Source organism: Thermodesulfitimonas autotrophica (assembly GCF_003815015.1).
Taxonomy (GTDB): Bacteria; Bacillota; Desulfotomaculia; order Desulfotomaculales; family Ammonificaceae; genus Thermodesulfitimonas; species Thermodesulfitimonas autotrophica.
In genome coordinates this window covers 192,403-205,690 of sequence record NZ_RKRE01000003.1, presented here as the reverse complement: position 1 = coordinate 205,690, position 13,288 = coordinate 192,403, and the positions used below count along the sequence as shown (strand labels likewise).

The window sequence follows — 13,288 nt, the reverse complement described above, 5'->3', positions numbered from 1 at the left end:
TTGATTTTTCTGGTGAGCCACGCAGGATTCGAACCTGCGACACCCTGATTAAAAGTCAGGTGCTCTGCCAGACTGAGCTAGTGGCTCAATAATGGATGTCCGATGCAAGAAGTCGGATGTTCGATAACTTCTAACCTCCAACTTCCAACCTCTCGCCTCTAAAATGGCTGGGGCGGCTGGATTCGAACCAACGAATGGCGGATCCAAAGTCCGCTGCCTTACCACTTGGCTACGCCCCAGTCTCTAACCGCCAACATCTAACTTCCAACCTCTAAAATGGGGTGGATGATGGGACTCGAACCCACAGCCTCCAGATCCACAGTCTGGCGCTCTAACCAGTTGAGCTACACCCACCATTCGCAAAGTCTATCTTAGCAGACGCCGCGCGGGTTGTCAAGAACTACGAACTCACCGCTCTTAAGCCTTAAACGTCAGCCGAGCATCTCTAAAAAGGCGTCAATCCTGATCCGAGTGCGGGCATCGAGGGGCCCGGGCTGGTCACCTTCAATCGTCAGCACGGGAACCTTCAGCAGACGCCGGACAATCAGGTCCTCAATCTGGCGGAAACAAAAGCTCTGCGCGTAGTGAATGATGCCCGCCACACGCCGTCGTTCTATCTCGCGGGCAATGTCTTTCAGACGGAAAAATATACCGTAAGGGTAGGTGTAAAGAAGATACTGTTCCACCAGGTCGCGCGTCCGGTAGGGCATGGCGAACTGGCGTTGGGTCTCGTTGAAGACGACCCGCGCCCCCTGCTCTTCCAAGTAGGCGTAAAGATCCGTAAAAATGGGGGGCACACCGATGTAACCGAGACGGAGACGGAACGCTGCTTGCGGCCGTGCCGCGACCGCGCGGAGGAAATCCGTTACCTTCCGGTCGTACTCCCCAAAGTCACCCTGAAAATCGCTGCAGCAGACCTGGTAGTAGTGGTTCTCCTCCCCCGTAACCTTGCCCGTAGTGTAAGTGAGCTCGTCTAGCCGCGCCACTTTGGCGCGCACCGCATCGAGTTTTTCCTTGGTCGCTGCCACCGCGGGCCAGTCCACGTCAAAATGAGCCATCAGGCGCTCGATCTGGGCCTTCAGGAGCACCGGGTCCCGGTCGTAAGGGTAGGCGAAAGGGATAACCTTAATACCCTCGAGTTCGAAGGTTTCCATCAGGGCGTGCGTGTTGCTGCAATCTCCCTGGGTTACAGCCACAATTGTCCGTAACTCCGGGTCCTCCAGCACCGCGCCGTAGATGCCCTTGATCCACGCGCAGACATTCCGGGGGTAGCCCGCCCGTTCCGCCCGCTCCACGAGCTTACGGGGCTCCGGATGGGAGATGAAAAGGTTGTTGAGGTCAACAGGGGTAACGCCAGCCGCAAAAAGGACCTCAACCGGAATTGTGGTGGTAAAACCGACTTTCATCTACCGCAAATCACCCGCAGCAGCGATCACGGTCTGCGCTGGCTGTTCCTTCACCTGCACCGCCGGCGGGAGCTGCCACGGCGAAAGCCGCTTCGCGAGCAGGTCAAACTCATGTGGGTTGCCGCTGACGTAAAACTCGTGCCGGGGCCTACCGCCGGACGCCAGCATCCCCCGCTTCCCGAGTTCCTCCTTCACCTCGCGGACCATCGCTACTGCCGGATCGACCAGCGTTACCTCCGGGCCCAAAATCCGGGATATCGCCGGCGCGAAAAAGGGGTAGTGAGTGCAGCCGAGAATGAGCGTGTCAATGCCGGCGGCTTTCAAGGGCTCCAGGTATTCTTGAAGCGCCGCCGCCGCCTCGGGTGTTTCTACTTTACCCGTTTCTACAAACGGCACTAAAAGCGGCGCCGCTTGGCTGAAGACCCGAACCTCCGGGTCAAGAGCAGTAATCGCCGCCGGGTAAGAACCGCTGCGCACCGTTGCCTCGGTTGCCAGGATGCCGATGCGCTTCACCTTGGTAACCCCAACCGCCATCCGCGCCCCCGGTTCCACCAGACCGAACATTGGCACCGGGTACTTCTGCCGCAGAATATGGATCGAAACCGAAGAGCTCGTGTTGCAGGCGAAAATGACCGCCTTCACCTTCCTATCGAGCAGAAACCGGACGATCCGGTCGCCGAGCTCCACCAGCTCTTTAACCGTCCGGCCACCGTAGGGCACGTTTGCCGTGTCCCCAAAATAGACCACCGGTTCGGCTGGCAGGATGCGCACAACCTGTTCGAAAACCGTAAGCCCCCCCAGGCCCGAATCGAAAAGCCCAAGCGGGCGGTTGTCATTCATTTACCCAACCTCCGAAAATAAGCGTTGCTTCCTTCTTTATTGTGTACCAAAAACAAAAGCCACCGCTACCCCCGAAAGAAATTTTAAGCGCTTTCGCCCCCAAAAATACCGGCAAAGCGCGGCCCTGTTGCCGCGAAGTAACGCGCCCCAAACGCTCTTTCATTGCCCGGGATTAACCGGCAGGGTGATGGTGAAGCGGGTGCCTTTTCCTTCCTCACTCTGGACGCTGATCTTTCCCTGGTGGTCCTCGATGATCCGGTAGCTGATGGCAAGCCCCAGTCCGGTGCCGTCTTCTTTGGTGGTGAAAAAGGCCTCGCCAAGATGCGAAAAGTGCTCCGGCGGGATACCCACACCTGTATCCTCTACTTCCAGAACCACATTTTTCCCCGCCGCGTCGGGATAGAGACGAACCGTGAGTTGCCCGCCACAGGGCATCGCCTGGAAGGCGTTCTGGATGAGATTTAGCAGGACCTGCTTTATCTGCTCCGGGTCAGCTTGCACCGCGGGCACGTCGGGCGCACACTCCGAAACGAGCCTGATGCCCTTGAGCGCCGCCTGGTTCTCCACGATCATCAGGATATCCCTGACCACCCGGCCGAGGTCGGTGGCCACCGGCCGGAACTTCCCCGCCCGCGAAAGGTAGAGGAAATTGCGGATGATCTCGTTCGCCCGGTCAATTTCGGAAAGGACGACATCCAGGTACTCCCGCTCCCGGTCGCCCGGCGGCTTTTTCTCTGCCAAGAGCTGAATGAAGCCCCGCACCGAGGTTAGCGGATTCCTGATTTCGTGAATGAGGCCGGCCGCGAGCTTTCCCATCGCCGCCAGCTTTTCCGCCCTCTCGAGCGCCGCGGTCGGGTACCTGTCCTCCGCCGGCGCTTTCTCGAAGAGCTGCTGGCACGCACCCGCCTGAAGGAACTCGTGGTAGGCAACGTTGTAGCGGTAGGAAACCTCCCGCGCCAAGTACTCGGCGGCAGACTCAAGCAACTGGCAGGCAGCCACCTGCTCGCTCCGCTGCATTAGCGTTCGCGCAATACCGGCCTTTTCCCGCAGCAGCGGCACGCTCAGCCGCAGCCGGTGACCGATCTTGACCAGTTCGGGCCCTAGAGGAATCTCGCCGGTCCCGACCACTAACGCGCCTAAAGGGTACTTGGCGTGGAAGAACTCGAGGCAGACGGGAGCCGCGTAAAGCATGAGCCCGCCCGGACAGGGAAGCGTGACGGGACGCCGCTCGATCACCGCCCGCAGGCTTGCCAACCAGCGGTGGTACCGGCAGGGTGAAACGCCGCCGATGCGGACTGCGGACTCGGCGACGGTCCGGCAGTACGGCAGGCCGACCGAATCGAACGGCGCTAAATTGGGATCCTCGCTCAGCCACGGCGGCGTTGCGCTCACCGGAATGAAAGAAGCAGTGGTGTTGAGAACGCCGGAGAGCAACCGGACGAAGTACTCGGTGATCTCCGGATCGAGCGCCATCCTCCCGGCCACCCGGAAAGGCGGCAGAAAGCCGTTCTCACCGCAAAACTTCCGGGCACCGTTACCCAGCACACTAACCCCTTTTTGCTCCTTAAAAAAACAGCTATTCGCCTGGACGATGCGCAGCAGGTTCGCCACCCGTAGAGAAAACTCCTCCTGCGCCGCAGGGTCGAGCAGGTCGTCCGCCCACGCCGTCCTTGCCGGAGGCTCAAGGGAAACGTCCTGCACCAACCCAATGAGCACCCGGCCGACCGAAGTTTTGATTCTCCGGCAGAGTGCCCAACCGTCCCGCTCGGCCTCCCGTTTGCTCAGGAGCAGGACAGACCAACCTTTTTCGCGCAGGACCTGCGGCAGCGCTGCCGCGTCAACCCGCGAAAGCGAAAACTTTCCCGCCAAAAATTCAACCCACGGCTCATTTTCGCCCGCCAGAACCAGAATTTCGCTGTTCAAACGCCGCTCTAACCCCCAGTTTCGCTCAGATCTGCGCGAAGTAACGCTCCAATCCTTCGACAACCCCGGTTGCCGCCGCCTGCCGGAACCAGTCGGCGTACATGAGCCCCTCCTCTTCCCGATTAGAAATAAAGGCTACTTCTACAAGGGCCGCGGGCATCGTCGTGTTCCGCAATACGGCGAAGTTCGCCGTGAAGAGCCCCAAGTCCTTCCTTCCAGCCTTCTCCACCAAAGATTTTTGGAGGCACATAGCCAGGCGCTCGCTTCCCGCCTTCCGCGAAGCCGGATCGGCAACGGGCGCGTACCAGGTGCTGGTCCCGGCCATACGGTCGACCTCGTTCGGGTTTCCCCAGGCGTTTGCGTGGACAGAAACGAAGGCATCCGCGCCAAGGTCGTTTGCCAGTGCTGCCCGGGAATAGAGGTCCACGTAAACGTCGTCGGTGCGGGTAAGATAAACCCGGGCGCCCCGGCGGCTAAGTTCCGCAGCGGCAAGGCGCGCAACCGCCAGGTTAAAATCTTTCTCCTGCAACCCGGTGGGGCCAATAGCTCCGGGATCACTGCCCCCGTGACCCGGGTCCAGAACGATAACCTTACCGGCCACAGTGTAAAGCGGGCCCGGCGCCACCCGCACCTTCAGGCAGCACTTATCGGCAGCAGGAATCGCCTCCCAGCGAACTTGCTTGTCTGGCGCCAGGTCAAGAACCACACGGGCCGTCTCCGGCTCGAACCAGGCGGCCCGGATGCCGGAGACCAGGCCGGAACCGTAACTCCGGCTTCCGGGAAGGTCCCCGGGCGGCAAGCCCTTAATATCGATTGCCAGCCGTGGCGGGTCCGGCACAAAAGCAACGCGTGTATCTACCGGACGGGAGAAGGTAAACGTCACTTCCGTGGTACCATCATATTCTTGAAGCTCGTAATTTAGCAAACTGCCGTTGCTTTCGCCTCTACTCACCGGCACCGGTACTGTGACCGGCACACCCGGCCCGGAACCACCGGCTTGGGAGGCAGGAGGGCCAGCAGCCTCCGGCGCGGCAGAAACCGGCGGTGTTCCGGGAAAAGAAGTCTGCGGCCGCGTTTCCACCGGCGCTCCCTGTGGTGGCTCCTCTGCTGGTGCCTGCCCGGCGACCGGCTTCACCAGCCAGCCGGCGATCCACACCTCCCGGCCGCTCTGCAGCCGCACCCGGTACCAATCACCCGACTTCCCCACCACCGTCAACTGCGCACCTCGCGAAATCTGGCCCACTTTCAAGTAGCCCGTCCCCGGACCGCTCCGCAGGTTCACGTAGGACCCGGTCACCACCACTGTTGCCGGCAATGCCGCGGCCTGCCAGCCGCTCCCCTGCCCGGTCAGAGCATCCTGCCCGGCGACCGGCTTCACCAGCCAGCCGGCGATCCACACCTCCCGGCCGCTCTGCAGCCGCACCCGGTACCAATCACCCGACTTCCCCACCACCGTCAACTGCGCACCCCGCGAAATCTGGCCCACTTTCAAGTAGCCCGTCCCCGGACCGCTCCGCAGGTTCACGTAGGACCCGGTCACCACCACTGTTGCCGCATGAGCAATCGCGGGCAAGATAAAGAAAATAAGCGCCGCAAAACTGAGGAAAATAAAACGAATAGAGAGTGCTCTTGGGAACGACATGATGAGCCCTCCCACAAAAGGAAGTGCGCTACTTGAACTTCTTCGCCATATTTCGTCAAAATCCTTTCGGAGTGCTTGCCAATCTTGCTTTTTTGAAAAAATAATAAGGTAGGCGAACTCCGTGCGGGTTAATGCGGTGGGGCGAATGAATCCTTGCTGGAAACGAGCGGCGCTCGCCGCCGTCATGTTCCTCTTGCTGCTATTGGGGCCGGCACCGGCGCAGGCAACCACGGGAAACGAAGGGGTAACCGCGGGCGGGCTTGGCGCGACAAGTATCGAGGCCAGCAGCTTGATCTCTTTTCTCCGGTTCCTGACCGGCTACTTCCTCCCGGTAACTACCGGCGAGCAACACCAACCGGCTACCATCATCATCGATACGACGCGCTGCCGGCTGCTGCTCTTTTTCGGAACCAGGCTCTACCATTCTTACCCGGTAGCGGTTGGCAAACCGGAAACTCCTACCCCTGTCGGCAACTGGCGCATCAAACGGAAGGCAATGAACTGGGGCACCGGCTTTGGTACCCGGTGGCTCGGCCTCGACGTTCCCTGGGGGATTTACGGTATCCACGGCACAAACAAGCCGTACACCATCGGGGGTTACGAGAGTGCCGGCTGCATCCGGATGTTTAACGAGGATGTGGAGGCTCTTTACCCTTTGGTGCAGCCTGGCACGCCGGTTATCGTCGTAGGCAGCATCCTGCGCGGACCACGCGTGCTCCGGGAGGGAGATTGCGGGAGCGACGTGATGGAGGTCCAGAGACTCCTGCAGCGCCGCGGCTATTACAGCGGGCGGGTTGACGGCAACTTCGGGCGGGAAATGCGGGAGGCGGTAGTGCGCTTTCGCCAAACGCACCGGCTCCCTCCGGACGACTGCGTAGACGATCCCGTGTACCGGCTGCTCGGCCTATAGCGGCTAAAGCGACGACCGGGTCTGGCCAATCGCGCGCTAACTTTCCCGCAGAACCCTGATTGAAGGCCCAAGCCCTATTTTCTCGATGAGCGATAGATAATCGGCAGGGGTAACCTCCTCCCATTTCTTGCCGAGAAGCGCCAAAAAAACGGCCTCCATCACGTTGGTTCCGAAGGAACGGCCCTGCAGCTCAGGGGTGGTGGTGATGAGCATCCTGGCCCCGCGTTCCTTCAGCAGTAACTCGTCCTTTTTAGTGGTTGTATTGGTCAGGATTATCTTCCCGGGTATGTGGGGAGGGAGGTAACGCTTGATGTAGTGAAAGTCGCCGGCCACCACCTCGGCCCAATCGTAGTAGCGGCCGTACTTCGGCGTCTCCTTCTCCTGTTTCTGCCCGGTAGGATAAAGGAGCTTGAAAGACAGCCGCCCGAGAACCGGGAGGACAAGCGCCGCGAGAAGGGCCACCGTCCGCAGGCTCCGCAGCGGCACCGGAATCCCGAGGGCGAAAATCAGGTCCCCGAAAATCACCTCCGCCCCGTTTTCTACGAGCGCCTCCGCCATCCCGAAGCGGTCGACAGCGCTCACCAGTAACACCCGCTGCCCGCGCCGGAGGATGCCCGCACGGAAAAGCTCCGCGACCACTTTCCGCTCCAGCGTGTTCTTTAAGCCGGAGCCGTCGCACGCCGGTGTAACCTTCAGGGTCCGCAGCAGGCGTAAACCGTCTTTGATCGCGTAGCGCCTGCCGCCAGCGACCAGGTAAACGTCGATCCCCCCGAGGCCAATGGCGTCCACCTTGCCGTCAAGTTCCCGCAACAGCCGGACTGCCTTCGCCAAATCGCCATCGGTCCCCCGCCGGCTGATCTCAAAGGTTTCGCCCAGAATCTCTATCTGAACGGTATGGTCGCGCTTTGAAGAGCCAAGACTGACACTAACCACCCTTTTCAAGGTCACGCCCCCTAAAGCTCCAAACCTTCCTCAATTTTAGCCCAAATGGCCCGTCAAGGCAAGCTTTGACAGCAGCTAACACCTATCCCTGCCTCGATCCGGGACCGGTGGGAGAAGAGTGGTGGGGAATCACGCCAGCCGGAAGCCCTTTTCGGTAAAGAGCCGCAGGCAAACAGCCACTACGGCAGGATCGTACAGGAGGCCGCTCTTTTCGGTGATTTCGGCAAGGGCTGCTGCGGTCCCCAGCGCCGGGCGGTAGGGGCGGTGGGAGGACATCGCTTCGACAACGTCCGCTACCGCCAGGATCCTGGCCTCAAGGAGGATCTCCTTATCCCTCAAGCCCACCGGGTAACCGGAGCCGTTCAGCCGCTCGTGGTGCTGGAGGATGATCTGCGCAACGGGCCACGGAAACTCGATCTCCTTGACGATATCGTAACCGACTTCCGGATGGGTCTTGATGATGCTAAACTCGTACTCGCTTATCCGGCCGGGCTTACTCAGGATCTCCGCCGGAACGTAGATCTTGCCGATATCGTGCAGCATCCCGGCCACCCGGAGGCCCGCAACTTGGTCCGGTGGCAGCCCCATCTCCGCCGCTATGGCGCAGGCGAGCTGAGCGACGCGGCGCTGGTGGCCGGCGGTGTAAGGGTCCCGCTTCTCGGCCATGGTAGCCAGAGCGTTAACGGTCCCCTCAAGGGTCCGCTCCAACTTGGCGAGGCTATGGATAATCCCTTTCTCTACCCGCTTGAGCTCCGTAATGTCGCGGATCACACCGGCAATACCGAGGATGTTGCCGTTTGCGTCGGCAACCCTTTGCTTAACGATGTGGAAACAGCGCTCGCCCACGTACTCCTCACGGCGCACAGGGTCGCCTGAGTTTAAAGCCGCCAGGTCGCTCTCGCGGCACCCTCTGGCCACCTCCGGCGGCATAAAGTCGAAGTCGGTCTTCCCGATGATCTCCTCGACCTTAACCTTGAAAAGCTTTTCGTGCTCTTTGTTGGCCACCACGTAGCGGAAATCTTTATCCTTGAGAAAAATCAGGTCGCTCGAAGAATCGATGATCGCCTGCAGCTGGCGGGAAAGGTTTACGAGCTTCTCCTCGCTGCGCTTCCACTCGGTGATGTCCCGCACGACAGCCTGCACGGCTACTTTCCCCGCATAAATTAGCCGGCTCGCCGCTACCTCCACGTCGACGGCCGTCCCGTCAACGCGGAGGAGTTTTTGCCGGACGGGAGGCAGCGCGGGTACCGCTTCGCTGTTTTTTACCTGCTCAATCCTCGCTTTAACTGCTTCCCGGTAATCAGGGTGAACGATCGCGAGCACCGGCAGGCCGACAAGCTCCTCCGGACCGGCGGTACCAAGGAGTCTGGCCGCGGCTTTATTAGCAAAAACTATCCGGCCCTCGCTGTGAACGACGATCCCGTCGGGGGAGAGATCCACAAGCGAGCGGTACCGCTCTTCACTCTCCCGGAGCGCCCGCTCTGCCTCTTTTTCCTTCGTGATATCTTTTACCAGCAAGATGGTAAAGAAGGTACCGCCCGCCCCCACCGCCACCCGGTGCGCCAAGATTTCGACCGGGACGCGCGTCCCGTCCTGCCGCAAAATTTCCTTTTCGTACTGTTGCGACAACCCGGTACGGCACAATTCCTCCAGAATATGAGCCGTAGCCTCGCACCATTCCGGAGGAGTGAGCGCGGCTTCCGTTCGCCCGCGCAGCTCCTCCTCGCTGTATCCCGTAAGCGCAGCAAAAGCACTGTTACCGCCCAGGAAGCGCCCGTCATGGTCAACCACGGCCACCGGCTGCAAGCAACCGTCGAATAGCTGCAGGATAAAGGAGAAATACTCCTGCAGCCGGCAATCTTCCTCCCGCCTGTGCAGTGTTTCGCCCCTGGCGTGTCCCGTGCTCAAACTCTTGTTCCCTTCCTATCCGTTACCACTACCGGATTGGTGGAGATGGCCTGCACGGCTTTAGTTTTCGACAAGAAAGATAAAAATTCCTGCTAAATTTTCACGGTTTAGGGCAAAATTTAGAAGACTTGGAATATCCCACATTTCAGGTAATAGGTTTCGGGAGCGTTCATTAGCATCGGGTGGTCGCGCGCCTGGCGGCGCAGTTCCACCAGGCGCAGGGTGCGCCGTGCATCATGGGCGGCGGCGGCGACCACTTGTAGAAAAAGGTCTTCGGTGAGGTGGTAGGAGCAGGAACAGGTTACTAAAAAACCGCCGGATGGGAGAAGCTTCATAGCCCGGAGGTTGACCTCCTTGTACCCCCGGATAGCTCCCGGCAATGCCTCTTTCGATTTGGTAAAGGCCGGCGGGTCAAGCACCACCAGGTCAAAACGCTCGCCGGCAGCAGCGAGATGCCGGAGCGCGTCGAAGGAGTTCGCTTCATGAAAGGTGCACCGTTCGGCCACGCCGTTCAAAGCAGCGTTTTCCCGGGCCAAGGCAAGCGCCGCGCCGGAAATGTCGATCCCGAGAACGGCAGCGGCACCGCCGCGGGCCGCGCTAACCGCAAAACCGCCGGTGTAGCAGAAGCAATCAAGCACCCGCGCCCCGGCGGCAAGTTCGGCCACCGCGCGCCGGTTTTCCCGCTGGTCGAGGAAGAAACCGGTTTTCTGGCCGGCGTGCAGGTCCACCCGGAAACGCGTCCCGCCTTCGTCGATTTCCACAAACTGCGGTACCTCACCGTAAAGCGGCCCGGTAACCAGCGCCAACCCTTCGCGCTCCCGGACGGCAACATCGCTGCGCTCATAGATCCCTTGGGGGCTGAAAAGCTCCACGAGCAGGTCGGTGATGAGCGTTTTGAACCGCTCCATCCCGAGAGACAAAAACTGGACCACCAGGTAAGCACCGTAACGGTCTACAATCAGGGCCGGGAGGAAATCCGCCTCGGCGTTGACGAGGCGGTAGGCGGTAGTATCTTTTACTACCTTTTCCCGGTAAGCCGCCGCTAACTCAAGCCGCCGCCGGAAAAAGGCCCGGTCGATCGCTTCGTCCTGCCTGGTAAGAAAGCGGATGAATATCTGGGAGGCCGGATTGGCGTAACCCCGCCCCAAATAACGCCCGCGGGCGTCGCGGATGTCGACCACATCCCCCGGTGCGAACTCGCCCCGCACCGCACCGACCTCGGTCCGGTAGACCCAGGGGTGCCCCGCCTGCACCCTTTTCTCTTTTCCTGGTAAGAGAACTGCTTCAGCCACTCTCGACCGCCCCGTAGGTAATATTTTGCTTCGCCCCAAGACAAACTAAGCGGGTGAAGGGAGGGGAAAATGATGAGCTGCTCCGCGCTGCGCCACCGCTTCGAGGAAGAAAGGGCGCGCGGGCTGACCTTCGAGCGGGCCCTCGCGTTTTATACAGACGTGGAAGGATCGGTCTCCGCCCACCGGGTCGAGCTCGAAGAGCTACGGCGCAAGAATGCTTCTCCGGAAGAAATCCGGCACCTCGAGGAGCACATCGCCGCCGGCGAAAGGCTGCTAAGCGAAATCAAGGGTCTCCGGCTGCACTGAAGCGTTTTTTCTCAGGTCTTGGTAATAGCACACCCATCACCAAGGCGACCCAGCGGGGTCGCCCAACTATTTTTTTAAAATGCCTCCAACCTTCCAACCTCTAACCTCCTGCCTCCAACCTCTATTTATAGTAGGCTGCGCGCCTTCGGCTTGCCTACCAGGCGCAGCGCGCAATGGCGGGCGTTATCGAGGACCGTGTCCAGGTCGAGGGTGAGCAGACGCCCCCCCTCCACCACCACGTTGCCGTCAACGATGACCGTATCGACGTCCCCCGCCTGCGCCGCATAAACGATGTGGGCAACGACATCGTGCGGCGGGTAGAGGTGGGGCCGGCGCAGGTTGAGCAGAATGATATCGGCGCGCTTACCCGGTTGGAGGGTGCCAATTTTGTCTCCGAGGCCAAGCGCCCGCGCCCCGCCGATGGTCGCCATTTCGAGCGCCGCGTAAGCCGGCAGCGCCTCCGGATCCTCGCGCGCCACCTTTTGCAGGAGCGCCGCCGAACGCATCTCTTCGAGCATATCTAAGTTGTTATTGCTCGCTGCGCCGTCCGTGCCGAGACCCACGGTTACTCCCGCCGTCAAAAGCTCCGTGACCGGGGCGATGCCGCTGGCGAGCTTCATGTTGCTTTCGGGGTTGTGGGCCACCGCCGCCCCTTTCGCCGCCAGGATAGCGATATCTTCCGGGGAAAGGTGCACACAGTGAGCGGCAAGCACAGGGAGGTCCAGAAGACCGGTTTCGGCCAGCAACGCCACCGGGGAGCAGCCGTACTGTTTTTTGATCCCCTCCACTTCCTGGCGCGTCTCCGCGACGTGGATGTGAATGCCGACGCCGAGTTCCGCCGCCATGGCAACCACCTTTCGCAGGTAGTCAGGTGGGCAGGTATAAGGGGCGTGCGGTCCGAGCATACAGGTAATCCGGCCGTTCGCCCTGCCGTGCCACTCCCGGACGAAGGCTCGGCTCTCTTTCAGCGCCTTTTCGGCGTTAGGCGCAATCCCGATGAGGCCCCGGGAAAGAGAAGCCCTAATGCCGCTTTTCTCCACCGCTGCCGCTACCCGGTCCATAAAGAAGTACATATCGGCAAAGGTAGTCGTTCCCCCGAGCAGCATTTCCGCGCAGGCGAGTAGCGTCCCCCAGTAAACGTCCTCCGCGATGAGTTTCTGCTCCAGGGGCCAGATCGCCTCTTCAAGCCACTTCATCAGGGGAAGGTCGTCTGCGTAGCTCCGGAAGAGAGTCATCGCAGCGTGGGTATGCGCGTTCACCAAACCGGGCAGGGCCACCATCCCGGGCCCACCCAGAACCCGGTCCGCAGTAAAACCGTCCGGCAAGCCATCCGCCGGGCCGACATAGACGATCTCCCCGTCGGCAACCGCCACTGCCCCGTCCCGGATCACCGCCTCCGGACCGGTAACTGGCACCACCGTCACGCCCCGGATCAAAATCTTCACCGCCGTTCCCCCCCACCTTTATTCTGCCCGTAAGAAGTCAGGTACCTGTAGCGGAGATCGATAACTTCGTTTTCGCCCAGGATTGTCGGGGTACCGATAAGGCCGGCGAGAATATAAATCTGCGCCGCTTTTTCAACTATCTGACAGACGTTAAAGGCTTCGTCAAGACTGTCTCCCACGCCCACCAGGCCGTGATTAGCCAGCAAAACGGCGCCCCCCTGACCGAGGGCCCGGACCACATTCTCCGCCAGCTCCCGCGAACCAGCGGGGGCGTATTCCGCCACGGGCACTGCGCCCCCGACGATCTGCGCCACGTCCTCCACCACCGGCGGCACCGGCAGCCGCGCCACCGCCATCGCGCTGGCGAAAACGCTGTGGGTGTGCATGACCGCCTTCACGTCGGGCCGCGCGCGGTAGATGGCGAGGTGCAGCTCCAGCTCCGTTGAAGGGCGCCGCTCGCCCTCGACAACGCTCCCGTTGAGGTCAACCACCACGATATCTCGCGGCTGAAGGGCGTCGTAAGCCATCCCGCTCGGGGTGATCACCACCAGGTCCTCCCGCGAAACCCGGCAAGAAACGTTGCCCCAGGTTCCGAGGACCAACCCGGCCCGCGCCATCCGTACGCCTGCCCGGGCCACCTGCTCGCGCGCCTTCTCCGCCAGCAGGTTCATGCT

Annotated in this window: 11 protein-coding genes and 3 tRNA genes; 2 read left to right on the top strand and 12 right to left on the bottom strand. The window is 60.9% G+C overall.

Annotation, left to right across the window (positions count from 1 at the left end; all coding sequences use genetic code 11):
• Positions 1–10 precede the first annotated feature (10 nt).
• The 7 genes from EDD75_RS08445 to EDD75_RS08415 all read right to left on the bottom strand — a co-directional run bounded on the left by EDD75_RS08445 (position 11) and on the right by EDD75_RS08415 (position 5,811).
• Positions 11–87 (bottom strand) — tRNA-Lys (locus EDD75_RS08445).
• Between the two features lie 77 nt (positions 88–164).
• A tRNA-Gln gene (locus EDD75_RS08440) sits at positions 165–239 on the bottom strand.
• 38 nt (positions 240–277) lie between these two features.
• A tRNA-His gene (locus EDD75_RS08435) sits at positions 278–354 on the bottom strand.
• Positions 355–431: 77 nt separating this feature from the next.
• Positions 432–1,406, bottom strand: a complete 975-nt coding sequence (locus EDD75_RS08430) for a 2-hydroxyacyl-CoA dehydratase family protein (protein WP_123931024.1) — start codon at positions 1,404–1,406, stop codon at positions 432–434.
• A complete protein-coding gene (murI, locus tag EDD75_RS08425; RefSeq protein WP_123931021.1) occupies positions 1,407–2,246 on the bottom strand; it encodes a glutamate racemase in 840 nt (279 codons plus the stop codon).
• Between the two features lie 159 nt (positions 2,247–2,405).
• Positions 2,406–4,169 carry a two-component system sensor histidine kinase NtrB gene (locus EDD75_RS08420; RefSeq protein ID WP_123931019.1) on the bottom strand — a complete coding sequence of 588 codons (1,764 nt, stop codon included), beginning with the start codon at positions 4,167–4,169 and terminating at the stop codon, positions 2,406–2,408.
• A 25-nt stretch (positions 4,170–4,194) separates the two neighbouring features.
• Positions 4,195–5,811 (bottom strand): N-acetylmuramoyl-L-alanine amidase, encoded by a 1,617-nt coding sequence (locus EDD75_RS08415; protein ID WP_170157778.1) that lies wholly within the window; start codon positions 5,809–5,811, stop codon positions 4,195–4,197.
• Between the two features lie 121 nt (positions 5,812–5,932).
• Here EDD75_RS08415 and EDD75_RS08410 point away from each other — a divergent pair, with 121 nt between their 5' ends.
• Positions 5,933–6,721: a L,D-transpeptidase family protein gene (locus EDD75_RS08410; protein ID WP_245963136.1), complete on the top strand. Its 789-nt coding sequence runs from the start codon at positions 5,933–5,935 to the stop codon at positions 6,719–6,721.
• A gap of 36 nt (positions 6,722–6,757) precedes the next feature.
• Here EDD75_RS08410 and EDD75_RS08405 read toward each other — a convergent pair whose 3' ends face one another.
• From EDD75_RS08405 to EDD75_RS08395, 3 genes are all read right to left on the bottom strand, one after another.
• Positions 6,758–7,663, bottom strand: coding sequence for a quinate 5-dehydrogenase (locus EDD75_RS08405; protein ID WP_123931011.1), 906 nt, complete (start codon positions 7,661–7,663; stop codon positions 6,758–6,760).
• A gap of 129 nt (positions 7,664–7,792) precedes the next feature.
• Positions 7,793–9,571 carry a PAS domain S-box protein gene (locus EDD75_RS08400; protein WP_123931008.1) on the bottom strand — a complete coding sequence of 593 codons (1,779 nt, stop codon included), beginning with the start codon at positions 9,569–9,571 and terminating at the stop codon, positions 7,793–7,795.
• Between the two features lie 119 nt (positions 9,572–9,690).
• On the bottom strand, positions 9,691–10,863 hold the full coding sequence (locus EDD75_RS08395) for a class I SAM-dependent rRNA methyltransferase (RefSeq protein ID WP_123931005.1): 1,173 nt from the start codon (positions 10,861–10,863) through the stop codon (positions 9,691–9,693).
• Positions 10,864–10,932: 69 nt separating this feature from the next.
• Here EDD75_RS08395 and EDD75_RS08390 point away from each other — a divergent pair, with 69 nt between their 5' ends.
• The gene (locus EDD75_RS08390) at positions 10,933–11,169 is read left to right on the top strand and encodes a hypothetical protein (RefSeq protein ID WP_211328160.1); all 237 of its coding nucleotides are present in this window, start codon (positions 10,933–10,935) and stop codon (positions 11,167–11,169) included.
• A gap of 125 nt (positions 11,170–11,294) precedes the next feature.
• Here EDD75_RS08390 and EDD75_RS08385 read toward each other — a convergent pair whose 3' ends face one another.
• Positions 11,295–12,614, bottom strand: coding sequence for an amidohydrolase (locus EDD75_RS08385; protein WP_123931002.1), 1,320 nt, complete (start codon positions 12,612–12,614; stop codon positions 11,295–11,297).
• Positions 12,611–13,285 carry a class II aldolase/adducin family protein gene (locus EDD75_RS08380; protein ID WP_123930999.1) on the bottom strand — a complete coding sequence of 225 codons (675 nt, stop codon included), beginning with the start codon at positions 13,283–13,285 and terminating at the stop codon, positions 12,611–12,613. Before EDD75_RS08380 ends, EDD75_RS08385 begins: the two co-directional genes overlap by 4 nt.
• Between the last annotated feature and the right edge of the window lie 3 nt (positions 13,286–13,288).

Excerpts from the sequence above, each read along its gene's own strand:
- murI (WP_123931021.1), bottom strand. The coding sequence starts at position 2,246 with ATGAATGACAACCGCCCGCTTGGGCTTTTCGATTCGGGCCTGGGGGGG.
- EDD75_RS08380 (WP_123930999.1), bottom strand. The coding sequence starts at position 13,285 with ATGAACCTGCTGGCGGAGAAGGCGCGCGAGCAGGTGGCCCGGGCAGGC.
- EDD75_RS08390 (WP_211328160.1), top strand. The coding sequence starts at position 10,933 with ATGATGAGCTGCTCCGCGCTGCGCCACCGCTTCGAGGAAGAAAGGGCG.
- EDD75_RS08415 (WP_170157778.1), bottom strand. The coding sequence starts at position 5,811 with ATGTCGTTCCCAAGAGCACTCTCTATTCGTTTTATTTTCCTCAGTTTT.
- EDD75_RS08430 (WP_123931024.1), bottom strand. The coding sequence starts at position 1,406 with ATGAAAGTCGGTTTTACCACCACAATTCCGGTTGAGGTCCTTTTTGCG.